At 52.9% G+C, this 23,378-nt stretch carries 21 protein-coding genes; 7 read left to right on the top strand and 14 right to left on the bottom strand.

From position 1 onward, the window contains the following. Positions 1 to 48 precede the first annotated feature (48 nt). On the top strand, positions 49 to 687 hold the full coding sequence (locus SD961_RS16370) for a TetR/AcrR family transcriptional regulator (protein ID WP_318791409.1): 639 nt from the start codon (positions 49 to 51) through the stop codon (positions 685 to 687). 121 nt (positions 688 to 808) lie between these two features. Then, on the top strand, positions 809 to 1,891 hold the full coding sequence (locus tag SD961_RS16365) for an amidohydrolase family protein (RefSeq protein WP_318791408.1): 1,083 nt from the start codon (positions 809 to 811) through the stop codon (positions 1,889 to 1,891). Between the two features lie 41 nt (positions 1,892 to 1,932). Here SD961_RS16365 and SD961_RS16360 read toward each other — a convergent pair whose 3' ends face one another. The 7 genes from SD961_RS16360 to SD961_RS16330 form a co-directional block, all read right to left on the bottom strand. After that, positions 1,933 to 3,261 (bottom strand): cytochrome c, encoded by a 1,329-nt coding sequence (locus SD961_RS16360; RefSeq protein WP_318791407.1) that lies wholly within the window; start codon positions 3,259 to 3,261, stop codon positions 1,933 to 1,935. Then, positions 3,254 to 4,858: a GMC family oxidoreductase gene (locus SD961_RS16355; protein ID WP_318791406.1), complete on the bottom strand. Its 1,605-nt coding sequence runs from the start codon at positions 4,856 to 4,858 to the stop codon at positions 3,254 to 3,256. The genes SD961_RS16360 and SD961_RS16355 overlap by 8 nt, the downstream gene beginning before the upstream one ends. 22 nt (positions 4,859 to 4,880) lie before the next feature. Next, complete coding sequence (locus SD961_RS16350) at positions 4,881 to 5,360, bottom strand: sugar dehydrogenase complex small subunit (protein WP_318791405.1); 480 nt, start codon at positions 5,358 to 5,360, stop codon at positions 4,881 to 4,883. 75 nt (positions 5,361 to 5,435) lie between these two features. Next, a complete protein-coding gene (locus SD961_RS16345; protein WP_318791404.1) occupies positions 5,436 to 6,908 on the bottom strand; it encodes a cytochrome c in 1,473 nt (490 codons plus the stop codon). Positions 6,909 to 6,910: 2 nt separating this feature from the next. Then, positions 6,911 to 8,536: a GMC family oxidoreductase gene (locus SD961_RS16340; RefSeq protein WP_318791403.1), complete on the bottom strand. Its 1,626-nt coding sequence runs from the start codon at positions 8,534 to 8,536 to the stop codon at positions 6,911 to 6,913. Between the two features lie 18 nt (positions 8,537 to 8,554). Beyond that, a complete protein-coding gene (locus SD961_RS16335; protein WP_318791402.1) occupies positions 8,555 to 9,094 on the bottom strand; it encodes a sugar dehydrogenase complex small subunit in 540 nt (179 codons plus the stop codon). Between the two features lie 261 nt (positions 9,095 to 9,355). After that, a complete protein-coding gene (locus tag SD961_RS16330; protein WP_318791401.1) occupies positions 9,356 to 9,991 on the bottom strand; it encodes a TetR/AcrR family transcriptional regulator in 636 nt (211 codons plus the stop codon). A 267-nt stretch (positions 9,992 to 10,258) separates the two neighbouring features. Here SD961_RS16330 and SD961_RS16325 point away from each other — a divergent pair, with 267 nt between their 5' ends. From SD961_RS16325 to iraM, 5 genes are all read left to right on the top strand, one after another. Then, on the top strand, positions 10,259 to 11,410 hold the full coding sequence (locus SD961_RS16325) for a Gfo/Idh/MocA family oxidoreductase (RefSeq protein ID WP_318791400.1): 1,152 nt from the start codon (positions 10,259 to 10,261) through the stop codon (positions 11,408 to 11,410). A gap of 10 nt (positions 11,411 to 11,420) precedes the next feature. Then, on the top strand, positions 11,421 to 12,254 hold the full coding sequence (locus SD961_RS16320; RefSeq protein WP_318791399.1) for a sugar phosphate isomerase/epimerase family protein: 834 nt from the start codon (positions 11,421 to 11,423) through the stop codon (positions 12,252 to 12,254). Positions 12,255 to 12,320: 66 nt separating this feature from the next. After that, positions 12,321 to 13,559 (top strand): MFS transporter, encoded by a 1,239-nt coding sequence (locus SD961_RS16315; protein ID WP_318791398.1) that lies wholly within the window; start codon positions 12,321 to 12,323, stop codon positions 13,557 to 13,559. Positions 13,560 to 13,575: 16 nt separating this feature from the next. Continuing rightward, positions 13,576 to 14,745, top strand: a complete 1,170-nt coding sequence (locus tag SD961_RS16310; RefSeq protein WP_318791397.1) for a dihydrodipicolinate synthase family protein — start codon at positions 13,576 to 13,578, stop codon at positions 14,743 to 14,745. Positions 14,746 to 15,343: 598 nt separating this feature from the next. Continuing rightward, positions 15,344 to 15,676 (top strand): anti-adapter protein IraM, encoded by a 333-nt coding sequence (gene iraM, locus SD961_RS16305; protein WP_318791396.1) that lies wholly within the window; start codon positions 15,344 to 15,346, stop codon positions 15,674 to 15,676. 264 nt (positions 15,677 to 15,940) lie between these two features. Here the strand turns inward: iraM and SD961_RS16300 are convergent, their stop codons facing one another. The 7 genes from SD961_RS16300 to SD961_RS16270 all read right to left on the bottom strand — a co-directional run bounded on the left by SD961_RS16300 (position 15,941) and on the right by SD961_RS16270 (position 23,373). Further along, on the bottom strand, positions 15,941 to 16,900 hold the full coding sequence (locus tag SD961_RS16300; protein WP_318791395.1) for a sensor domain-containing diguanylate cyclase: 960 nt from the start codon (positions 16,898 to 16,900) through the stop codon (positions 15,941 to 15,943). A gap of 478 nt (positions 16,901 to 17,378) precedes the next feature. Next, complete coding sequence (locus SD961_RS16295) at positions 17,379 to 17,621, bottom strand: hypothetical protein (protein WP_318791394.1); 243 nt, start codon at positions 17,619 to 17,621, stop codon at positions 17,379 to 17,381. Positions 17,622 to 17,880: 259 nt separating this feature from the next. Further along, positions 17,881 to 19,158, bottom strand: coding sequence for a TonB-dependent receptor (locus SD961_RS16290; protein ID WP_318791393.1), 1,278 nt, complete (start codon positions 19,156 to 19,158; stop codon positions 17,881 to 17,883). A gap of 156 nt (positions 19,159 to 19,314) precedes the next feature. Beyond that, positions 19,315 to 20,715, bottom strand: coding sequence for an FAD-binding oxidoreductase (locus SD961_RS16285; RefSeq protein ID WP_318791392.1), 1,401 nt, complete (start codon positions 20,713 to 20,715; stop codon positions 19,315 to 19,317). Between the two features lie 30 nt (positions 20,716 to 20,745). Next, positions 20,746 to 21,561, bottom strand: coding sequence for an ABC transporter permease (locus SD961_RS16280; protein ID WP_318791391.1), 816 nt, complete (start codon positions 21,559 to 21,561; stop codon positions 20,746 to 20,748). Between the two features lie 4 nt (positions 21,562 to 21,565). Beyond that, the gene (locus SD961_RS16275) at positions 21,566 to 22,393 is read right to left on the bottom strand and encodes an ABC transporter ATP-binding protein (protein WP_318791390.1); all 828 of its coding nucleotides are present in this window, start codon (positions 22,391 to 22,393) and stop codon (positions 21,566 to 21,568) included. Beyond that, the gene (locus SD961_RS16270; RefSeq protein ID WP_318791389.1) at positions 22,390 to 23,373 is read right to left on the bottom strand and encodes an ABC transporter substrate-binding protein; all 984 of its coding nucleotides are present in this window, start codon (positions 23,371 to 23,373) and stop codon (positions 22,390 to 22,392) included. Before SD961_RS16270 ends, SD961_RS16275 begins: the two co-directional genes overlap by 4 nt. Between the last annotated feature and the right edge of the window lie 5 nt (positions 23,374 to 23,378).

The following is a 23,378-nucleotide window of genomic DNA, read 5'->3' as shown; positions in this document are numbered from 1 at the left end:
GCAGGGGAGTGACTAAATTACCGCAAACTGGCTTAAGGTAACCGCAACATGGCAGAAAAAAACGCGCGAGGCAGGCCCGCTGCTGCTGAGGAAGAGGTCCGCGAAAAAGTGCTTAACGCCGCTTTCCTCATCATCGTTGAGCAGGATATCTCCTTTCTGACCATTGATGAGGTTGCCCGACGAGCGGCGCTGGCAAAAAAAACCATTTACCGGTTTTTCAGCAATAAAGAAGCGATTATTGAAAGCATGATTGCCAGATGGACCTCCACCACGGAGGTCCCTCAGCCTCCCGCACCGACCTCCTCTCAGCAGGTATTAGCCTCCCTGAATACGTTTTTCACCACGCTGGCGGCTCGCGTACTGTCGCTGGAATCCGTGGTGATCTACCAGTTTCTGCAGAGCGATCTCAGCAAAAAGTCGGAGTATCTGAAGCTTTATCGCGAAAATGGTTTCGATAACGCTGCCCGCTTGCTGGATAAGTGGCTGAATCAGGTAAAAGCGTCTGGCCTGATGCACCCTCTCTGGCCCGCCGATTCTGCCCACTATCTTCAGGCTTTGATCATTACCCCCTTGCTGCGCGATATTTCACTTGGGCTAATTCCGCCCGTACCTGCTTTTGACCCTCAGCCCACCATTAGCCGCGTCCTGAATGATTTCAGCCCGTTGATGCTGGCAAAGCCGCATTAAAAACACATCTCCTTTCCGCCAATTACAATTTAAAACAGTAAGGCCAGCGCTTTTATTGCATACGGAAGATATGCTGTTTTGGAAACGATATTCGTTTCCTTAATATTTCCCGGAGAGTGATATGGCCAACCGTCGTGAATTTTTAAAGAATGCCACCGCCGTGGTCGCAGGCAGCGGTTTACTTGCCGGCACCAGCAGCTTCGCTTCTGCGGCTGAAGCCTTAAGTCCCGTCTCAACCGGCAAAGCGCCAGCGCGGATCGTCGCTCTGGAAGAGCATTTTATGCTGCCGGAATTTGTTGGTTACCTGCATGAAACGCAGCAGAACCTCAGAAATGGGCTGGTGGATAAAGTGGTGACGCCACTGTCAGATTTCGGTCGCGGCAGACTGGAGATCATGGATAAAAACGGCGTGGACTTTGCTGTGCTCTCCTTATCAGGGCCTGGGGTGCAAATCGAACCCGATCGGCAAAAGGCGGTACGCCTGGCCCGCTACGCGAATGACAGGTTAGCCACGGAAATGCAGAAGAATCCAACCCGCTACGGTGGGTTTGCGCATCTTGCCATGCAGGACCCTCAGGCTGCTGCCGCCGAGCTGGAGCGCTGCATCAGGGATCTGAAAATGCAGGGCGGCATGATCAACGGCGAAACGGATGGCCTCTATCTGGACGACCGTCGCTATGACATCTTCTGGGAACGCGTAGAAGCTTTAGGCGTGCCCATTTATATCCATCCCGGCAACCCTGCAGATCAGCCTCATATGTATGCCGGGCATCCTGAAATGTGGGGACCAGTATGGAGCTGGGCGGTGGAAACCTGTTCGCACGCATTAAGACTGATTTTCAGCGGCACCTTCGATCGTTATCCCGGCGCGCGGGTAATACTGGGACATATGGGGGAAACTTTACCGATCCAGCTCTGGCGTCTGGACAGCCGTTACCAGATCGCTAATCAAAAGTTTGAGATCCAACATCCGCCCTCATGGTATGCCAAAAAGAATATCACTATTACCACCTCAGGCGTCTGTAACGATGCCGCCTTACGTTGCGCACTGGATTCAATGGGCAGTGAAAACGTCATGTTCTCTGTCGACTATCCGTTTGAGAGCACGGCAATTGCGGTGAAGTGGCTGCATAAAGCGCAGATCTCAGATCGGGAAAGGGAAGCGGTAGCCTGGGAAAATGCGAAGCGTATTCTTAAGCTTTAAACAGTCTCCTCCGCTTCAAAAAAGAAGCGGAGGAGCAGCGGTTAACCTCTGCGACGCCATCCCCAGTAAATCAGAGCGAGGATCGCCAGAATAACGCCGCCTGCCATGCCAACGCGGGCGAGCATTAATAACGGCGAGGGTTCGCCCCCCTGGCGTAGCGCTTTCACCCGTTCAGCGGTGATGCTGACGTTGCTGTTACCGATATCCTTCATCACGTAGCGGGTGACGCTGGCGATCTGCTCGTCGTTAAGCTCAGCGGCAAAGCCCGGCATCGACTGCGCTTTCTCCGGCCATACCCCCTGCAAAACAGCCATAGCCACATTATCCGCCGTGGGTTTTTTCAGTACCGGATGGTTTTTCAGCGCCGGTAGACCCCGTAAACCTTCTCCCTGCAGATTGTGGCAAGCCGCGCAGTTATTGCGGTAAATGCGCTCACCTTCCGGCTGTGTTGATAACGTTTCGGGCAAATCGTCGCCAGTGACCGGGGTTAGATCTGCGCTGGCAGCCGGGACATTATCCTTTCCCTCTTCTGGCAGAAGATAGGTAGCCATGGCCAGACGATCTGCCGGTGACAGGCGAGAGAAGCTTTTATCAATGGCTTCCAGCATCGGGCCGCCTGCCGTCGCGCCCGTTGCGCTATGGCCTGTGGCAAGGTAGTCCGCCAGCATCTGGCGCGTCCAGTGCTGATCCTTAAGCGTTGAGGCAGTAATGTCTGGCGCAAACCAGGTACCCAGTGAAGCGCCCTGAAGATTTTTTTGCTGCTGCTCGGCCATCAGGAAGCTGCGTGGCGTATGGCAGGTGCTGCAGTGCGTCAGCCCCTCCACCAGATAGGCACCGCGATTCCACTGTGCCGTTTTAGCGGAGTCCGGCGTAAACGGCTTGTTATCGAGATACAGCCAGTTCCACGCCATCATGCTAAAGCGAAGGTTAAAGGGGAAGGGCAGCGCCGTTTTTTCCGGCTGTGTATCAACCGGCTTAACACCATGCATAAAGTAAGCGTACAGCGCCGCCATATCCTCGTCGTTGATTTTGCCGTAAGCGGTATAAGGCATGGCAGGATAGAGCTGGCTGCCGTCCGCACGTTTACCCTTTCTCAACGCCTCAGCAAACTGCGCTTCGCTGTAATGACCAATTCCGGCAACGTCCGACGGCGTGATATTGGTGCTGAAAATCGTGCCTATCGGGCTGGAAATGGCATGCCCGCCGCTGAAGGGCGCTTTGCCTTCTTCGGTATGACAGGCGCCACAGTCCCCGGCAATCGCCAGATATTCGCCACGTTTGATCAGATCAGATTGTTCTGCCGCCTGCGGCTGGCCCAGCGTCAGCAGCAGAATACTGGCTGGCAGCAGTGTCTTCAGAAGATTAGCCACGTTGCGTCTCCTGCAAAATTCGGTCTGCAGTACGCAGCGCAAGCGCCATAGCTGTCAGCGTGACGTTACAGGTGCCCACAGTGGGCATTACGCCGGTGCCGACCATAAACAGATTTTCATGGTCGTGCGCGCGGCCCCAGACGTCGGTCACCGAGGTGGCCGGGTCAAGCCCCATCGAGAGCGTTCCGGTAATATGCTGACGGTTGGAGAACTTGCCGCTTTTACTGTGTTTAATATTGGTCGCCCCCAGTTTTGCGGCAATGGCGTCATAGCATTCGCGGGTTTTCATCGTGCCTTTCTTCACATAGTCATCCACGTCCCAGAACAGGGCGGGCGTGGGCAGACCCAGCGGGTCCTTGTTAGTGCTGAGCGTGACGCGGTTGTTGGGATCGGGTAACTGCTCCAGCGCGTTTTTGATACTCAGGCGGCGCGAGGCACGGAAGCGGATCTGCTCCTGTAATTTTTTACCAAACCAGCCTTCAGCCAGCAGCTCTTTGGTCACAGAGGCGACCTGCGAAGCGTTGGAGATATCGATACGGAACGGAGCGTGTTCACGGCGGAACTCGCCGTCGCGGAACTGTCCGACAGAACAGGGGCTGACCGGGCCGCGCCCTGGCCAGATCTCTTCATCCACGTCGAACGTCACGCCTGTTGCCGGGTGATCGCAAAGATTACGGCCAACGTTGTCACGCGCATTGGCCAGGCCCTGCGGGAATTTATCGCTGGTGGACATCAACAACAGTTTGGGCGTTTCTATCGCATTGGCTGCCAGCACAAAAGTTTCTGCGGTGACGCGGTGCGCGATCTTGTTCCAGTCATAATAACTGGCCGCTACAATCTTGCCCTGCTCGTTATGCTCAAGCTGATAAACCACCGCCTCCGTGATGATTTTCACGCCGCTCATTTCTGCCTGCTGCGCCGCTATTCCACCGTGATATTGCGCATCAATGGGGCAAACCGGCATGCAGTTGTTGTTGCCGCAGCAGGCAGGACGTCCATCGTAACTGCGGCTGTTGCGGCCCGTGCTGTCATCCAGCACGGTAAACTCCGGCTGAAGACGGGCGGTTACGCGCTGCTGCAACCAGGAAGCAGGCACGCGCTCCATCGGGTAAGGTTTACTGCGCGGAGAACCGCTATCGGGCGACCCGCCTACGCCAGCTATCACCTCGGCCTGGTAGTAAAACTCTTCCAGATCTTCATAACCTATCGGCCAGTCTTTACCCACGCCATACTGCGTCTGCTGCCGAAAATCATTGGGTACAAAGCGCCACAGCTGTGCCGCCCAGTGCCAACTGGTGCCGCCAAACATGCGAATATATTGTGCATTGAAGGGGTGCGGGCCTTTCTGCTGCAGATAGTCGTTTGGCTCCGGCGTGTAGCGCGGGTGGGGCGCCAGCGGGGAAAATGGGTAGGGTGACATAAAGTCAGATTTGAAGGCGGAATTTCTGTAACGCTCTACCAGCTCGTCGCGACCCATTTTAGGCCCCGATTCCAGTAATAATACGGATTTACCCGCCTTTGCCAGACGTGTTGCCAGCAGCGAGCCGTTAACGCCCGCGCCAATTACCACCACATCGGCGGAATTCTTGTTATTCATTTCAACATTACTCTTTAATCAATCAGGGCTGCTGCGCCCAGCTGCCGCATTTACCGTATGAGAAACTTTGTGGAACCAGTTTGTCTTTCACCAGCTGGCTGGCCAGCGTATTGACATAGGTGACATAAAGCGCAGCGTTACCCTTACCCACAACACCGTTGTACCAGCCGCCCAGGATGATTTTCGCCAGCTTCTCCTCAGCCGCCTGACTTTCAGCAAAAGCCAGGCGCTCCTGCTGTAAAAGAGCAGGCTGGCTGGTTAACAGGGCGCTTAACTGAGTCAGTGCCATGGTGAAGTTTTTCTGCGTGAGGGTCAGGGCATGAAACAGTGCCGTACCGACCGCGCTGTTCAAATCATCCTGCTGCGTCAGTTTTTGTGAAACCTGAATAAATTCAGCCAGTGCAGGTGCAGGTGCCGCAGCCTGTGCAGCCTTCAGCGCTGGCAGCGGCAGAAGCGTGCCGGCAGCGCTGGTGAGTGCCGCCAGTCCTGCCATCTTCAACACTCGGCGTCTTGTAAAATGCTTCATTGCTATTTCCAGTAAAAAACGCCGCCGCTGGCTGGAGCCAGGGCGACAGGGTCAAAGAGTATTTAAGTTTTTCCTGCGTTTGCGGCGGTAGAGGAATAAGACGATCAGCGCAATAATCACTACGCCTCCCGCCGCAACCCCAGCCTGGGCCATCATCACCAGCGGTGAAGCGGGACCGCCGCGACGGATTTCTGCGACCTGGCTGGCGCTGACCGTGACCTCCGCATTGCCATAGTGGTGCAGGATCCAGTTTGATAACGTTGCTACCTGATCGTCGTTCAGATGATTGAGTGCGTTGGGCTGTTCGCCAAACGGCGGCATAAAGACGTTGCCCTGGGCCGTATCGCGCTCAACGCCATACAGGATGGTGGCCACCAGGTTTGCAGGATTGCGTCCAGCCGTTGCGCTGTTGTTAAACAGGCTGGGATAGAAACCATCCTCCGTACCCTGACCGCTGCTGCCGTGGCAGGAAGCGCAGTTGCCGGAAAACAGCCTTGCTCCCTCATCTTTAACCGGCGCACTAAAGGCATCACCCCGGAACGCCACCAGATTGTTAGCTGCCGTGCCCTGCTGGAAGCGTGATTTACCCGCTGCCGGAGCCTGAGCGTCGGGTACGGTAGCCAGATACTCAGCAATGGCGGTTAAATCCGTCGGGAAGAGATACTGGAAGCTGTGGGTAATCGCTTCTGCCATGCTCCCCGCTGCCTGCGCTTTGCCTGCCAGACGTCCCGTTTGCAGATAGGTCACCAGATCCTGCTGTGACCAACTGCCGATACCGCTTACTTTATTATGGGTGATGTTCGGTGCAAACCAGGGGCCGACCTGGGCGCCGGTAAAGGCTTCCTCCTCTTTCTCCTGCATCAGAAAACCGCGCGGCGTATGGCAGGTGCTGCAATGAGTCGCGCCTTCTACCAGGTATCGTCCCCGGTTCCAGCTCTCACTCTGCGAGCTGTCCGGCGTATATCCTGGTGATTTCAGGAACAGGGCGTTCCAGAACAGCATTGAGAACCGCAGGTTAAGCGGGAAGGGCAGATGCGTTTGCCGGGTTGGCTCATCCACCGGCGGGACACCCGACATAAAATAGCTGTAGAGAGCGTGGATATCTTCATCGGTCAGCGTGGCGTAAGCGGTGTAAGGCATGGCCGGATAGAGATGCGCGCCATCCCCCCGTATGCCTTTACGCACCGCATCAGCAAATTGCTGCTCGGTGTAATTGCCAATACCAGCGGTTTTTGACGGCGTGATATTGGTGGCGACGATCTCGCCCACGGGTGATTCAATCGCTTTGCCACCAGCAAAAGGTTTTGTGCCGGTATGACAGGCGGTACAGTCTGAAGCGACAGCCAGATATTCTCCTTTCTTAAGCAGGCGTGCACCACTCTCTGCCAGCTCTTGATTATCAGACGATCCACTGTTTGTCTGATCCGCACTGCTCTTAAGTACGTATGCGCTATTTTCCGCCCAGGCTGCGCCAGTGGTTAAAGAGAGAATTGCCGCCAGCGCGGTGAGTTTCAACCTCCTCATATTCAAACCTCCCTGGCCTGTTTCACAATCGCTTCCGCAGCTTTAAACGCCAGCGCCACCATGGTCAGCGTGCTGTTGCCGCAGGCGGTGCTTACCATCGCCCCTCCACCCGGTAAAAACAGGTTAGGGTGATCGTGCGCGCGACAGACATCATCCACCACTGAGGTCGCTGCGTCATTGCCCATCCGGGTACCGCCCATGATGTGTTTGCTCTGGTTAAACTGTTTAGAGAACTTCTTCTCAGTCGCCCCCATGGCGTCGGCAATCTGATGGGCAATCGGCAGGGAGTAGACGCTGAGCGAGCGGCGTACATAGTTGCCGACGTCGTAGTGAATGGCGGGTTTGGGCAGGCCCAGCCAGTCTTTTTTATCTGAAAGCGTCAGGCGGTTATTCTCATCCGGCAGAATTTCATGCGCCAGCACGATATCGGCAGTGCAGGCGGTTTTGCGACGGATCTCTTCATCCAGCGCCTTGCCGACCAGGCCACTCTTCAGCGCGTCAAAGGTGACGAAACGGTTGCGGGCAAAGTTATTGAAGCGGAAATAGGCACCTGCATGCTCAGAGCGGAAATCGCCCTGCGAGGTCTCCATAATACCGCTGTTCACTACCGGGCCTACGCCAGCCCAGTAAGGCTCTTCCAGCGTGACGGTCATGGTGATTTGCGGATGATCCATCATATTGCGACCCACCTGATCTGAACTGTTGGCAATGCCCTGTGGATTACGCGAGTCTGCGGACATCAGCAGCAGTTTGGGGGTTTCCAGACCGTTGCAGGCGATGATAAACAGCTTGCCGTTCACCCGCGTGCTTTGCCTGTGCTGGTCGTAGTAGTGCACCGCTTCGATATGGTTGCTGGCATTGGTTTCAATTTTCCAGACCACCGCATTATCAATAATTCTGGCGCCTTTAGCTTCCAGACGGGCCAGCGCCGTGGAGGCATCATATTTCGCCCCGACCGGGCAAACCGGCACGCAGTTGTTATTCGCGCAGCAGGCAGGGCGATCGTCATACGCCATGCCGCTGTTACGCGCCTGCGCGGTTGGGATGTTATTCAGCCCCAGCTTCTCTTTCACCACCTGCGTAAAGCGGGCTTCTCCAGGCCCGAAAGGCAGGGCAGGCATGGGATAGGGTTTAGAGCGCAGCGGAGGCCACTGCAGGGCCGGATCGTCTGGGCCACAGATGCCGAGTTTGTATTCGGCCATCGCGTAATAAGGTTCCAGCGTGGCGTAATCAAATGCCCAGTCCCGCCCGACGCCGTATCGCGTGTGCAGCTGCATATCAGCAGGCGTGAGGCGCCAGCAGGTTCCCGCCCAGTGCCAGGTCGAACCGCCTGCATAGCGCACATAACTCTGTGCGTAAGAATCCGCTCCGCTGAGCTGCAGATAGCCTTTGCCCGGCCCCGCTGGTTCCGGGTGGGGCGCCCATTCGCGCGACGGATAGCACTCAATCGGATTGCCTTTGGCGGCCAGCGGCAGGTTTCTGTAATTTTCAACGATTTCAGCACGTGAAACGCGGGGGCCTGCTTCCAGCATCAGTACCGGGATACCTGCATCAAGCAGTTGCTCAGCGATCACCACGCCGACCACGCCAGTACCAACAATCACTACGGGAGAAGGAGTTGTCTTCATTTTATGTTGTTATCATCTTCAGAATTGGGGCAGGGGAAGAACCGGTTTATTGCTGCGCTGCCAGTTATTCGGCCCGCTAAAACCATAGGAAGGGATGGCAATGGCATCCTGCGTGGTGTGCCAGGTTAACGCCTGCTCGAAGGCGAAAGTTTTCGCTGAGCGTGTGGGTTCCAGGCTTCCTGTGTACCAGCCGAAGATGATTTTGTGGGCGAGATCCTGCAACTTGCCTGCCGGGATTGCCGGGAAAAACTCCTCAACAATAGTGGCGTCAGCCGTGCGGGCAATAGCCAGCAGCTGATTGATTTTCTCCAGCAGATCGGCTTCCTCAGATGCCAGCAGCGCCAACATACGCTGGCCGACGGCTTCATCCAGCTGGTGATTGACCAGCAAACGGGAGATCTGCATGAATGGCGTGAAACTGTTGGTCGTACCAGCCAATGCGAAAGGCGGGAGTGCGGAGGTCATCAATCCTCCAGCCACGATAATCGCGCCAGCAACTAAAACCTGCCGACGTGAAAACCGGGCCTTTCCTGCGGACAGGTCATCTGAGTGATGCATGGTATGCCCCTGAATGCTTATACTGTAAAACCCTTACCTGTGGCGAGGGTGAATGCGCTTGAATTGTTTCGAATTTATTTTAGCTTCACGGCTAATTAACAGTAAGCTAACATAAAATTGATGACGACGCTTATAGTTTAATAGGTTACTAATATATTAAATGCACTCTAAACAAAGTTGATACGAGTGGCAGGTTTTGCGATGACGGGGTAGAAGCGGGCGGGCAGAAAAAATCCACGCGAACGTGGATTTCAGGGCCGATTATGGCTTTATCCATGCCGCAATACACTCCTTCATCACACGGAGACGCTCTTCAAGCGCCGCTTTCTCGCTGAGGTCTTTCTGATACAGAATCGACAGGGTTGCCTGGTTGATCAGGTAAAAGAAACCGAGTGCAGAGATATTGATATTTAGCTGCATCACATCAATGCCAGGCCTGATATTGCCTTCAGCGACACCACGTTCCAGCAGGCTTTTGGTGATGCCTATCCAGCTTTGATTGATAGTGACGGTGATGGGGGAATCTTTCAGATGCCTTGCCTTGAGCTGATTTTCGCTGTTTAACAGACGAATGAACTCCGGATTTTTCAGATAGTAGTTCCAGGTGAACTCCACCAGCTTAAGGATCCCCTGATTAGCAGGGAACTCGTCAAGCGACAGCGCCGCTTCCTGCTCACGAATGTGCCGGTAAGCATCTTCCAGCACCCTGGTAAAGAGCACATCTTTATTAGTGAAGTAGTAATAAATGAGCTGTTTATTCGCCTGGGCACGCCTGGCGATGCTGTCTACACGAGCACCATCAAAACCCTTCTCTGCAAACTCCGCCCGGGCAGCCTCAAGAATTCGCTGCTGTTTATCAGCGGAATCATTTTTATCTTTAATACTCCTGTTAGCCAAACGTCTCTCCCGGTTTTTCGCTGCGCTTGTCAGCATTATAACGCCTTAATTCATTCGAAAAACAGGCAAAGAGATTTTTTCAACCAACTAGTTGGTTATGTGAAATTGATCACCATCACCAGGCTTTCTTGCTCCTATAGTGAAACTCTCAACCGGTTAGTTGAAACACTATTAACCTGGTTGCCTGATGATTGCCACTGCTTCGGGGCGTTATATCGTGCCGATCGCAAAGTGGCTGACAACGATATTCAACATTGAGGTGAATGAATGGCTCAGATTCCAGTTGGCATCATCATGCATGGCGTAACCGGGCGCATGGGGAAAAATCAGCACCTGATTCGGTCAATAGTGCAAATCCGCGAACAGGGTGGGGTGCTGCTGGCTAACGGCGATCGTTTAATGCCTGACCCGATTTTAATTGGCCGGAGCGCTGAAAAGATAGCTGCTCTGGCGCGGGAGTATGGCATCACGCGCTGGGGTACCGATCTTGAGGAGGCGCTGAACAATGTTGACGACATCATTTTCTTTGATGCGGCGACCACTCAGGCACGCCCGGCGCTGCTGAAAAAAGCCATCAGCAAAGGTAAACACGTTTACAGCGAAAAACCGGTAGCCATGGGCCTGGATGATGCGCTGGATCTTTACCACTTCGCCCGGGAAAAAGGCGTTTGCCATGGTGTGGTACAGGACAAACTCTGGTTACCCGGTTTGCAAAAACTCAAGCTGCTGAACGATTCAGGCTTTTTTGGCAGGGTGTTATCCGTACGCGGCGAATTTGGTTACTGGGTATTTGAGGGCAACCTGCAACCCACGCAGCGCCCTTCCTGGAATTACCGCAGCGAAGATGGCGGCGGCATTATCCTGGATATGATTTGCCACTGGCGCTATGTGATCGACAACCTCTTTGGCGAGATTAAAAGTCTCAGCTGTCTGGGCGCTACGCATATCCCCGAGCGCTGGGATGAGCAACATCAACCTTATCAGGCGACCGCAGACGATGCCGTTTACGCCACTTTTGAACTGCACAATGGAGCCATTGTGCAAATCAACAGCTCCTGGTGCGTTCGCGTTCGCCGCGATGATTTGGTGACGTTTCAGGTTGATGGTGTAAACGGCTCGGCGGTGGCCGGGCTGACCGACTGTTTCACTCAGGCCAGCGTTAATACGCCGAAGCCGGTGTGGAATCCTGATGTACGGCAGACGCACGATTTTTTTAACGACTGGGCTGAAGTGCCGGATACCCAGACTTATGACAACGCCTTCAAAGTTCAGTGGGAACTGTTTCTGCGCCACGTCTGGGGCGAAGGCGATTATCGCTGGGGCCTGCTGGAAGGGGCGAAAGGCTTGCAACTGGTTGATCTGGCGCTTAAAAGCTGGAAAGAGCGCCGCTGGGTCGATGTGCCTTCATTAGAGCGTTGAGGATAAAGTCATGCAGATACCTGACCCACATAAACTTTCTCTCAATACGGCAACGGTTCGCCAGCAGTGGGATCTCCGACAGATTATTGAAGGCTGTGCCCGTCACGACATTCGCGGCATTTCTCCCTGGCGCGATCAGGTCGCCGCACTGGGGCTGAAAGAAACGGCACGGTTGTTAAAACTTCACCAGCTCAGCGTCAGCGGATATTGCCGGGGCGGTATGTTTCCGGCTGCTACTGCCGCGCAACGTCACGCCAGTCTCACCGACAATTATCGTGCCGTAGATGAAGCCCTGGCGTTAAACGCTGCCTGTCTGGTGCTGGTGGTAGGGGGATTACCTGCTGGTTCCAGAGATTTAGCCGGGGCGCGCCAGCAGGTTCATGACGGGCTGAACGCTCTGCTGGAATATGCCAGACCACAAGGAATGCCGCTGGCGATTGAACCGCTGCATCCGATGTATGCCGCCGATCGGGCCTGCATCAACAGCTTAAAACAGGCTAACGACCTGATAGATGTGCTGGGAGAAGAGGGGTTGGGGCTCGCCGTCGACCTCTATCACACCTGGTGGGATGCTGACTTTCATCATGAAATCAGGCGCGCGGGGCAGAAACGTCTGCTGGCTTTTCATATTTGCGACTGGCTTAACCCGACGCAGGATCTGCTGGAGGATCGCGGCATGATGGGCGATGGCGTCATCGATATTCGCGGCTTCCGCATGGCGGTTGAAGCGCTGGGATATCAGGGCTTTCATGAAGTCGAAATTTTTTCCCGTCTTAACTGGTGGACTAAAGATCCTGACGAAGTGCTGAGGACCTGCAAATTACGCCATCAGGAACAGGGTTAACCTTCATTTGTATCTGACAGAGCTTACAAGCTGTTTTCGTCGGTCAACAGAGATGTCGAGGAAAATATGAATACAGATACCCGAAAAATGATTCTGGTTACCGTCCTGTGCGGGCTGGGATACATGATGTACTCGGTTGATCGCATGACGGTGTCGTCGGCGATTGGCCTTATTGCCTCCGAGTTTGGTCTGGGTAAAGGCGAAAGCGGCATCCTGCTCTCCTTCTTCTTTTTTGGCTTTATTCTTTTCCTGTTCATTGCTGGCATCATCGCCGACAAGCTCAGCGGTAAGCCGGTGTTAATTCTGGGGCTAATGATGTTTTCGCTCGCCACGCTGATGACTGGCGTGGCAGGCAGCTTATCGAGCCTGATTTTTTATCGGGTGATGACCGGGATCGGCGAAGGCATCTTCTGGCCTGCTGCCTCGCTGGAAGTGGCGAACGTCACCAGTGAAAAGCAGCGCACCACGGTGATGTCTCTCTACTGGATGGGCTATCCGATAGGCGGCTTTCTTGGCACCTGGATGGGGGCAGTATTAGGCCCTGTGCTTGGCTGGCGCGTGGTGTTTTATGTCGCCGGGGCGATGGGCATTCTGGTCTCGATACTCTACGCTACGCTGGTCAAAAACGATCGCAAGCCTGCCGATCTCATCGCCCGTCAGGCCGCGGAGAAAGTGCCGCTGCGTACGTTGTTCCGGCATGCGCCGGTGATGATGATGGCCGCCTATTACTTTGTCTTGCTGGCGGGCTGGTGGATTGTGCTGCTGTGGGCGCCGAGTTACCTGATGCAGGATAAAAACCTGACCATCGGCACTGCCGGAACCATAGCGAGCCTGCTGGGGCTGACCGGCGCGCTGGGCGGATTTCTGCTTGGCCGTTACTGCGATAAAGGTGACTTCATCCGCCGTCGCAACATCCTGATGGCTGTGACGATTGCCAGCGGATTTTTGATGGCAGCGATGGTTATCACCTCCTCCGTGACGCTGGTGATTTTGCTGGTGCTGCTGCTCGGCTTTTTAGGCTACCCCATTACGCCCATTGTGTTGTCTGTTACCGCCGAACTGGTTCCCGCCTCTCTGCGTGGCTCCGCCATTGGATTTGTTATGAATACGGGGATGGCTGCAGGCGGTATCTCCCCCATTGTTGCAGGCTACTTTGCGCAAACCTACACGCTTCAGCCTGTCTGGCTGGTAGCCGCCGCCGTGATCCTGTGCAGCAGCTTTGTATTACTGGGCGTACGCAAACAACCGCTGATCTCAGGTAGCGCAGCAGAAGCGCTGCCGCCTGGGCAGTTGCTAAAGCCTTAAACATGAGGAATGAAAAATGACGATCAACAATAAGGTACGTTTACTGGACAGCAAAGGTCAGCCCTACAGTTATATTCTGCAAGGGCAGCGAAACTGGAGCGTACCCCAGAAGCCGCTATTCAACCGACAGGTCTATGCGGCGGCACACGTGGTTGCGGATCCTGTCGCTATGCAAAATCCCACGCGTGACAGGGCAATCGACTGGGATGCGACGCTCGAGTACAGACGTCACCTGATGTCACTGGGTTTTGGCGTGGCGGAAGCGATGGATACCGCACAGCGCGGCATGGGGCTGGACTGGCCAACCAGCCTGGAACTGATCCAGAGAAGTGTGGCGCAGGCGAAAGATTTTCCCCAGGTAATGATTGCCAGCGGCGCAGGTACCGATCATCTGAGCGACTTCACAGGCTTGACGTTGCAGGATGTCATTAACGCTTATGAACAGCAGATTGCCGATATCGAAGCCTGCGGAGGTCGTATCATCCTGATGGCCAGCCGGGCGCTGGCTGCTATTGCTAAAGGCCCGGAAGATTATATTCAGGTTTATGACGCAGTGCTGAAGCAGGTCCGTGAACCGGTGATCCTGCACTGGCTTGGCGACATGTTTGATCCGGCGCTGCGGGGTTATTGGGGGAGAGAACAGGTTCACGACGCAATGGAAATTTGTCTGTCAGTGATACGCAACAACACGGCTAAAGTCGACGGTATCAAGATTTCTTTGCTGGATAAAGATCGTGAAATCGGGATGCGCCGCCAGCTTCCCGCCTCCGTTAAAATGTATACGGGGGATGACTTCAATTACCCCGAACTGATTGCCGGTGACAGTCAGGGCTATTCGCATGCCCTGTTGGGGATTCTTGATGCGATTGCCCCGGCGGCTTCTGGCGCGCTGCATGCGCTGGCACAGGGCGATCGGCAGACATATGAGCAGATCCTTACTCCAACCCTGCCGCTGGCGCGGCATATTTTCTCTGCGCCAACGCAGTACTACAAAGCGGGCATTGTGTTTCTCGCCTGGCTTAATGGTCATCAGCGCCATTTTACCCTGCTGGCGGGAATGCAGAGCGCGCGCAGCCTGACGCATTACTGTGAACTGTTCCGTCTTGCTGACCAGGCGGGATTGCTTGATAACCCCGATATCGCTTCGGAAAGGATGTGGCTACTGGCTAAGCTGCATGGGATTTGATTGGGTCACTCCGCTATCCCTGATATCGATGAGATGCAGGAACTTGTTCATATCATTGCACGATATTACTCCGCGGCGCTCAGGCAGGATAATAGTGATGAATCAGGATCACTCTCTGCTTGATGAAATGGCAGAATAATTTTTGCTAATATGACTAGCACGCTTATACTTTCACATCACCCGTTCAGATCAATGAATTGCATAAAGCAAAGTAAAGAGCGTAAAGAATACAAAATTTGTTATGCAAGCATTGCTATTATCTGAACGCACGCTAGGATTAATCTTAACATTAATTAGCAAATGAGAATATTCTTTCATATTCTTACTTAATAGCGAGGAGATTTAATGTCTACCATCAATACTTTCTGCTCACAAAATTCTATTACAAGGAAATAGTAATAATTGGAAATTATGCTTCAGCTTATTATTAAACATTTTGATTCCAGAAAAGAGTAATAGAAGGTTTTTTCAGGCACTGTTTATCCTTTTACAAAGGATTGTATTCCTGAACTGTGGGCTAAGGTAAAAGTGAATTTGAAAATGCCTGGCATAATATAAGGACTTATGTGGTTGATAAAAAGAACATAAGGAGACTGAAATGAAGTGGGTGATTGAAAAAAATTTAGTCTGTCCTTCAACAGGTGTCTGCTTTGCCCTGCTGTCGGGTTTAAAAAATCTGCGTTTAGTTTTATTTTATCAGGGAGAGTATTTCCTCAGGGCAGGAAGTACGCTTAAAACGAGTGAGTTCGGCTACGTGGTAAATGGTATGTTACGCAATATCAAAGTGATTCATTTCCTCCCATTTAACCAGTCGCTTTGGCAGACGCTGGAAGAAAAGTTGGACTGCCCCGGCAACAAAGTGGCTCTACTGAATGAATGTGATAAAAAAAGAAAGTGCGTTTTAAAATTGTGTCCTTATGGCGCCATTTAGAGGCTATGTTTTACAAAACATAGGGTTAAAATCTCGCGCTGTTTTTATCCGTTTCTGTTTAATGAGCATCCGAAATCCCTGTTGCCAGTTTGCAGGCAGAATTTTGCTCTGGCTCAGGGTTCATTTGAGATGATTTCAATACGTAAGATTTTTATTTGCTGTATCAGGCCCGGAAAGTGAAAACTGCTCCATGGGCAGATGCTTTCATTACTCTCTGAAATGGTAGTCTTCACAGAAATAAATATGCCCGGAAAATCCGGTCTGTTATCCCAGTTTTTTTCTGCGCTTCTCAGAATACATTACAGCATCGCTCTCTTTGACCATATCGAGTAACGAACTATATTGACCTGAATGGCTGTTAAGTATCCCGTAGGAATAGTTGATGCTGTAAGGTTTTTCACCGTGCTGATTATACGCATCCAGACCTTCACGAAGCTTATTCAAAAAAGGCTGGGGATCGTTTTCGGTTGTCAGTAACACTGCGAACTCGTCACCACCCAGCCGACCAACGATCTCTTTGGTACTCAAATGTTTTTTCAGCTGCGCCGAGAATATTTTCAACAGCTCATCGCCTTCACCATGACCCCAGAGGTCATTCACAGATTTGAATTTATCAAGGTCAAAATAGATGATATTGAACGGCTCTGCATTACGGTTCAGTTCCTTAAAAAGCTTTTCCCCGCTACGGTAAAAACCGCGTCGATTAAGAATTCCTGTCAGGCTATCGGTCATAGCCATGTTTATCACCTGAAATTCATCTTCCACGATAAATGCCAAGTCCTTTAGCGAGGCGACATCATCCTCACTAAAATCGCGCGGTGTGGAGTTAATCAGACACAGGGTTCCAGCCACCGTACCATCCGGCAGATGCACTGGATAACCAGCATAGAAACGGATAAAGGGTTCACCAGTCACCAGTGGGTTATCATGAAAACGTTCATCAAGACGGGCATCGTTTACGATAAACGGCCCTTCCTGCATAATAGTGTGTCCGCAGAACGAGACATCACGCGTGGTTTCACGCGTATTAAGTCCCTGGCAGGCCAGAAGCCACTGGCGGTCACGATCGAGCAGGCTAATCAGCGCTATCGATACATTGAACAGCTTCTTCCCAATCCTGGTTAAACGTTCGAAGCGCTCATCATCTACGGTATCAAGTAGATCAATCATATAAAGCGACTTCAGCCGCTCTTCTTCATTTTCCGGAGTCCCAGGAAATTTCATTTTCTTTCTCCATGTTAATCACGGGAAATCCGTCAGCTATTCAGAAAAGTCATTCCAGCAAAAGGCGTATCCCTTACAGCGAGGGAGGGTAATAACGCTGTCTGGCATCAATTTTTACCAGCTAACTACAAAGTTCGGACTGTGATTAATTATAACATGCCAGACTTCACTCTGACCCGCAGAGTCCGTTTTATGCTCATAGCCGATCTCAGCCCGTTGCTGTTAGCGGCTCGGTGGTAAAAGGAGAGGCTGAGAGGCAGAAGCATCACTCCCTGTTCCTTCCCCTGTAGCGGTTTGAATTCTTATGGCGCGGATAATCACATGGCGCAAACATGCCGGATCTGTGGTTGAGTTTACAGCGACAGCGCCATGATCTTTTATCGCTGGGTTTTACCCGAGGGAAGAGTCTGTTGAAGTCAGTGAGAGGGAAAGCTTTGCTTCGGGTTTTGCGGAAGGGCGCTGAGCCTCAGGCTCAGCGCTATCTCAGAAGCGATTCGATAATCGCACTGAAAGTAATGTCGCCAGTGAAATTTTTAAGGGATTTATTATTTTTTTCAAGATGCGTTTTAAGCTTCAGCTGTGCTTCCTGCTTGTCACTGGCTTCTGTTTCAAAATCAATTTTTTCAGTTCCCGGAGACGCTAACAGCTGAGCAGCATACGCTGAGCCGCTGACAACCGTTTTGATATCTGCGCCACAGATAAAAAACATATAACCTGGCATAGATTTTCCTTAAACCTGCAACTGCAGGCGAGTAGCTTTGATTTTGCGTATGGCTTTTGGTATCTGTCCAGCAGTGTTCCCCGGACATGTGAGAGCAATACGTGATGAAGCCAAAAAACTGGCTGAGGGTAAGGACACCTGCCGGAGAGGCTTATTATACGAAATTTACTTTTGATTACACCCGGTGGGTGCCTTGCCTGAATAAAAACGGCCTTAATTACAAAAGCCGTTATTCCTGATCGGTTAAACCCGTTGCTGCTTAGAAGTCATATTCTAACGCCAGACGATTCTGCCAGAAGTTCTTGTCTGACGTGGAGTTGGTCTGCACGCCGACAAAGTCAGTCAGGCTCAGCCCTTTCAGCACGCCATCGAAGCTGTAGGTGCCGTAAATCAGGTATTCAGATTGATTACTGCTGGAGGCGCCCGCGCTGGCGGTCAAATCCATAAAGGAGTAACGGCTGCCAAGGGAAATATTGTCGTTAGCGGTCCAGTTCAGGTCGGTAGACCAGGCGTTGCCGCTTCCCAGATCCTGAGTACTGGTGAAGAAAGGTTGCGCAAAGTACGCACCTGAAGAGGTGTTATGCGCATAAGGCGTGACCAGCGCGCCATTGCCATAAGCATTCTCACTGGCGGCGATGCGATCGTAGTTAAGCGACCATCGCAGCGAAGGAATGAAGTTCATCGCGTATTGCGCGCCGTAACTGGTGCTGTTCACTTCGCCTGCCAGCGCATCGCCCTGACTCAAGCCGCGAATAAACTGCACACCGATTTTTGGCTGCATCGGATTTTCTGACCACGACAGGAAGCTGTCGCCGTACACCATCCTGGTGTAGTTGTTATATTCCTCGTACCACAGCTGACCGGTCAGCTTTTTATCATTAAGCTTTATGGCTCGTCCTCCGCCAATACCCCACATGCCGTTAGTGTGACCATCTGCATCGGTGTAGGCGGTGGTGTCCAGAAACTGGTCGTCGCCCCAGGGTTTATAGCGGGTGATTTTGGTGGCATGCAGGAAGTTCTCGCTGTCGCCGTAGTTAGCATCAACCCCGCGGAAAAGAATCGGCGTGATGCGCCAGTCGTAATCGCCAACGAACGGGATAGCGATCTTTTGGTCACCAGCGGTGATACGGAAGTCCTGATAGTGCCAGCTCAGATAGGCTTCACCCACGCCGGTCTCATTTGGACCCAGTTCACCGATCAGATGGTCATCGTTATGCGAAATACCACGTTGCAAAATACCACTGACACCCAGGCTCAGGCCGTAATATTCTGCTGTGGCATATTTAACGCTGCCACCGTAGCTGACGGTATCCTGAGAATAACCCGGCGAGAAATACGCATTGTGGGTAGAATAGTAAAGGCTACGCAGGCTGCCATGGACTGAGCCGCAGGTAAACATTTCGGTCAGTGAATCCGCTACATGAGCATCACAATCCGTAACGGCTGGCGTAGCTGCAAAAACGTTACCCATTAATAAAGCCTGAAAGACGACGAGTGCGCTCAACTTTAAGGCGAAGTTGACCTTTTTTGTTTTCATTAATAGCTTCCTGTCAAAAAATAAATGTGATCTGCCGGCAGCAAAGTTGCCGATAATTTTATATTTCTGGGTATCCCGTCATACTTCCGGCGGCAAGGGCGTTGATTTTAGCAACGCACCTTACAGGTTTACTTCAGTAAAATCATTTGGCTACAGTTACTTTTTCAGTAAAAGCGGGTCGCTCTGTAATGCCAGTGTGTCGCGAACTTCCCAGCCCTGCAGCTTGCCAGGGTTAAGTAATCCAGCAGGATCCAGCGAATTTTTAACAGAAACTACCTCGGCTTTAATCTCCCCTTGTTTACCTTCTTCAATTGTGAACACGTGCGGGTTGTTTATTTTTACGTCATGGTCACGGAATATCTGCATTATTTCGTTCAATCTTTCTTCAGTGGAATAACGAATTAATTGCAATCCGCTGGCGGTAACGTTGCCATCGTTGTCACGCAGGAATTCGATATGTGAAATAACCTCATCGCCGAACAGGTCAGCCATTTCGATAATTTGCTGGTGGTAAGTTGAATAATTAAACGCCGTCTGTAAATAGGTGAGGGTATTGTCCACTTTCAACGCGTGCAGCGTAGTGTGGTTCCAGCAGTATTCCATCAGCGAAGAATGGGTTTCACGCGCTTCATCGGCAGTCTGGCGTACGGCACCTTGACCATAATGTTTCGCTAACAGACCGGCACACAAACCTTCGCTTTGCCCGGCGATCACGCTGATAACGGCATGTTGAGTGGCCTGGTAATTGCCGTTCAAATGGCTGAAGTAACTCGGGATCGGCGCAGCGAACAGCGCAAGCTGGCGTTTCACCAGCCCCGGCGAACGCGCGAAGGCATTGACATAGTCGAGTGCATCGGTGAAGTCATCAAACACATCCAGACGTTCAATCCACTGATGCACCGGAGCCAGCGCCAACTCAACTTCCAGCACGATGCCGTTGCTGCCGTAGGCATGATGCAACAGCAGTGCCTGTGGAGCAGGAACGGTCAGAATGCGTGGCTCCGCTTCCATGGTCATCACTTTAACGCTCAGCACGTTGCCTGGTGCACCAAGGGGACCATAGTTGATCGAGCCAATGCCGCCAAATCCACCGCCATACAGCCCGCCAAGCGTAGCCAGACGATAGGTTGACGGCATACAGCGCAGTTCCCAACCCGCTGGACGAGTTACGGTCTCAATCTCTGCCAGACGGATCCCTGCCTGGGCACGCACGGTGCCTTCGCCGAGTTCAACAACCTGATTGAACGCCGTCATATCGACCAGAATGCCACCCTGAAGCGGTACCAGTTGCCCGTAGTTGCCCGTGGCACCGCCACGTAAAATCAGCGGCAGGTTGTGCTGCACGCAGGCTTTAACCAGCAAACACAGCTCTTCTTCATTACGCGGGCGTACTACCGCATCAGCCTGCTTGTTTTCCAGTTGCTGCTTCAGCACCGGGCTGAACCAGTGAAAATCGCGCGAAAGACGTTTGACCCTGGCTGCCTGAAGCGTCCACTCCAGGTCGGGAAGCGCCAGCAGGATCTGCTCTACTTCACTCTTACGTTGTTCACTGTCCATACTCTTCCTGTCGGCAAATTGAGGATCAAATTAGTGGGACTGCACGGCTTCGCTTTCATGCCAGGCACTCAGTGCGCGGCGGGAAATCCACGACATCACGCCAAACAGGACGATCCCGGCCAGCGAAATCAACAGCAAGGCAGCAAACATCAGCGGAATATCGAGCTGATAACCTGCCTGTAATATCTGGTAAGCCAGCCCGGTGTTGTTACCGCCAGCGCCCGCTACGAACTCGGCTACCACCGCCCCAATCAGTGACAGCCCACTGGAAATGCGCAGCGCGCCAAAGAAGTAAGGCAGGGCAGAAGGAATACGCAGGCGGATTAGAATTTGCAGACGACTGGCGTGGCTCAGCTGGAAGTAGCTCAGCAGGCCCGGAGAGACGCTGCGTAGTCCCTGCGTGGTGTTGGAGATAATCGGAAACACCGCCATCAGCGTAGAGCAGACCACCAAAGAGAGCGTGGTGTCTTTCACCCAGATGATAATCAGCGGGGCGATCGCCACAATCGGCGTCACCTGCAAGAACACGATGTAAGGGAACAGCGCCGTTTCAACAAAGCGGTTCTGTACCAGCACAAACGCCACCGCTGAGCCGATAATGATCGACAGCACAAACGAGATAAGGGTGATTTTCAGCGTGAACAGCAGCGCCATCATCAGCGAGCCGAAATTGGTCCACAGGCTTTGCAACATTACAACCGGCGAAGGCACCAGGAACTGAGGGATTTTGAAATAGCTGACCCAGCCCTGCCACAGCAAAATCACCCCTACGGCCACCAACGCCGGGTAAAGGATCTTGCGGAAAGTCGGGTTGCTGGCCCAGGGAGTCGATTTTTGAGTCTGCATGGTGTTATTCCTTTCCTGACTGGCTGGCTTGCAGGAGGCTGTCCTGTAAGCGCTTCGCATAAACAGAAAATGCCGGGCTGACGCGGAACTCTTCATGGCGGGGGAAAGGTTCGGCGATGGCGATATCTTCCACCACTCGTCCTGGCCTGGCCGCCATCATGATTACCCGCTGCGAGAGAAAGACGGCTTCGTGAATTGAGTGGGTGACGAACACTACCGTTAACCCTTGTTCACGCCACAGACGCAGCAGATCGCTGTCCAGCTTGTTGCGCGTGATCTCGTCGAGGGCACCAAAAGGTTCATCCATCAGCAGCAGTTTTGGTCGTGTTACCAGCCCGCGAGCGATGGAAACACGCATTTGCATCCCGCCTGACAGCTCACGCGGCAGGACTTTGGCAAACTTGCCCAGACCAACCAGTTCCAGTGCTTCGCTTACTCGCGTATTGGCTTCTGCTCGCGGAACACCCCCCAGATCCAGCGGCAGGCGAACGTTGTTGTGCACATTGCACCATGGCATCAGCGTGGCTTCCTGGAATACAAAGGAAAGCGGTTCCTGCGCCTTTTCACGGCTGTCACGACGCCACAACATCAGCTTGCCGTCGGTAGGTTCGATCAGACCTGCCACCATCTTCAACAGCGTACTTTTACCGCAGCCTGAGGGGCCAAGCAGGGTGATAAATTCACCCTGATTGATGGTCAGATTAACCGGTAACAACGCACGTGTGCCGTTGCTGTAAATCTTCTCCGCAGACAGCACCTCAATGGCTGACTGTGGAGGAGCGCTGGTGGATCGCACCTCGCTCATAACCGTCAGTTTAGGGGCGGAATTCATGGCATAACCCTTGCGTCTTTGATCATGTCGAGGGTATAAGTCTGCTCAAACGGCACTTTTTCGGCAGCGATCAGTTTGTTTTTCACCAACATATCCCAGGTCTCTTTCAGACGAGGCTCGGTGATTATGCCAATGCCGCCGGTTTGCGCGTCGCCGCCGGTGACCAACTGGTATTTTTTCATCTGGGCAATGCCGAAGGCGATCTGGTCAGCGCCCATGCGCGGATTAGCTTTATTGATCAGCACGTTGCCAGCGGTGGGATCCTGCAGATACTGTTTCCAGCCTTCCATCGAGGCTTTGACAAAAGCAGCTACCGCTGTTGGATGGTTTTTAACTGTGTCGGCCATACAGATGATTGAGTTGCCGTACGGAGGGTAACCCCAGTCGCTGAGCGGATAGACGTAGAACGGCTTGCCACCTTTTTGTACCGAGAAAGGCTCGGAGGTGACATAGCCCTGCTGCACCAGATTATTGTCCGCAAGGAAAGGCTGCACGCTGAAGGTGTAAGGGCGGATTTTGGCATTAGCCAGGCCCAGTTCGCTTTTGGCCCATGGCCAGAACGAGGTATAGGCTTCTGTGGCAAGAAGGAAAGTTTTGTCTTTTAGTTCCTCACCCTCAGTGACCTTGTAATGGCTGATAAACACGGTTGGCGAATGCTGGAACACCGTGGCTACCGTCATCGCGTGGACGCCAGCCTGCCAGGTTTCCAGCGCCTGACCATTATCACCCAACGTACAGTCAGCCTGGCCTGCGGCCATCAACTGCATCACGTTAACCTGTGGGCCGCCCATCTTGATGCTGACGTCCAGTCCGGCATTTTTATACAGTCCTTTGGCCTGCGCTTCATAAAAGCCGCCGTGTTCCGCCTGAGCGTACCAGTTGGTCAGGAAGGTGAATTTTTCTTCTGCCAGAGTGGAGAAAGAGGTTCCGGCCAGCATCAGGGCGGTCAGGGTATAGCCTGGTGCGCGCATGGTATTCATCAGAG

This window comes from Erwinia sp. MMLR14_017 (assembly GCF_033657285.1).
Taxonomy (GTDB): Bacteria; Pseudomonadota; Gammaproteobacteria; order Enterobacterales; family Enterobacteriaceae; genus Erwinia.
Note: the sequence above shows the minus strand (reverse complement) of the source record. Positions and strands in the feature narration are given on the sequence as shown.

Excerpts from the sequence above, each read along its gene's own strand:
- SD961_RS16370 (WP_318791409.1), top strand. The coding sequence starts at position 49 with ATGGCAGAAAAAAACGCGCGAGGCAGGCCCGCTGCTGCTGAGGAAGAG.
- SD961_RS16365 (WP_318791408.1), top strand. The coding sequence starts at position 809 with ATGGCCAACCGTCGTGAATTTTTAAAGAATGCCACCGCCGTGGTCGCA.
- SD961_RS16355 (WP_318791406.1), bottom strand. The coding sequence starts at position 4,858 with ATGAATAACAAGAATTCCGCCGATGTGGTGGTAATTGGCGCGGGCGTT.
- SD961_RS16345 (WP_318791404.1), bottom strand. The coding sequence starts at position 6,908 with ATGAGGAGGTTGAAACTCACCGCGCTGGCGGCAATTCTCTCTTTAACC.
- SD961_RS16340 (WP_318791403.1), bottom strand. The coding sequence starts at position 8,536 with ATGAAGACAACTCCTTCTCCCGTAGTGATTGTTGGTACTGGCGTGGTC.
- SD961_RS16335 (WP_318791402.1), bottom strand. The coding sequence starts at position 9,094 with ATGCATCACTCAGATGACCTGTCCGCAGGAAAGGCCCGGTTTTCACGT.
- SD961_RS16325 (WP_318791400.1), top strand. The coding sequence starts at position 10,259 with ATGGCTCAGATTCCAGTTGGCATCATCATGCATGGCGTAACCGGGCGC.
- SD961_RS16320 (WP_318791399.1), top strand. The coding sequence starts at position 11,421 with ATGCAGATACCTGACCCACATAAACTTTCTCTCAATACGGCAACGGTT.
- SD961_RS16315 (WP_318791398.1), top strand. The coding sequence starts at position 12,321 with ATGAATACAGATACCCGAAAAATGATTCTGGTTACCGTCCTGTGCGGG.
- SD961_RS16310 (WP_318791397.1), top strand. The coding sequence starts at position 13,576 with ATGACGATCAACAATAAGGTACGTTTACTGGACAGCAAAGGTCAGCCC.
- iraM (WP_318791396.1), top strand. The coding sequence starts at position 15,344 with ATGAAGTGGGTGATTGAAAAAAATTTAGTCTGTCCTTCAACAGGTGTC.
- SD961_RS16300 (WP_318791395.1), bottom strand. The coding sequence starts at position 16,900 with ATGAAATTTCCTGGGACTCCGGAAAATGAAGAAGAGCGGCTGAAGTCG.
- SD961_RS16295 (WP_318791394.1), bottom strand. The coding sequence starts at position 17,621 with ATGCCAGGTTATATGTTTTTTATCTGTGGCGCAGATATCAAAACGGTT.
- SD961_RS16290 (WP_318791393.1), bottom strand. The coding sequence starts at position 19,158 with ATGAAAACAAAAAAGGTCAACTTCGCCTTAAAGTTGAGCGCACTCGTC.
- SD961_RS16285 (WP_318791392.1), bottom strand. The coding sequence starts at position 20,715 with ATGGACAGTGAACAACGTAAGAGTGAAGTAGAGCAGATCCTGCTGGCG.
- SD961_RS16280 (WP_318791391.1), bottom strand. The coding sequence starts at position 21,561 with ATGCAGACTCAAAAATCGACTCCCTGGGCCAGCAACCCGACTTTCCGC.
- SD961_RS16275 (WP_318791390.1), bottom strand. The coding sequence starts at position 22,393 with ATGAATTCCGCCCCTAAACTGACGGTTATGAGCGAGGTGCGATCCACC.
- SD961_RS16270 (WP_318791389.1), bottom strand. The coding sequence starts at position 23,373 with ATGAATACCATGCGCGCACCAGGCTATACCCTGACCGCCCTGATGCTG.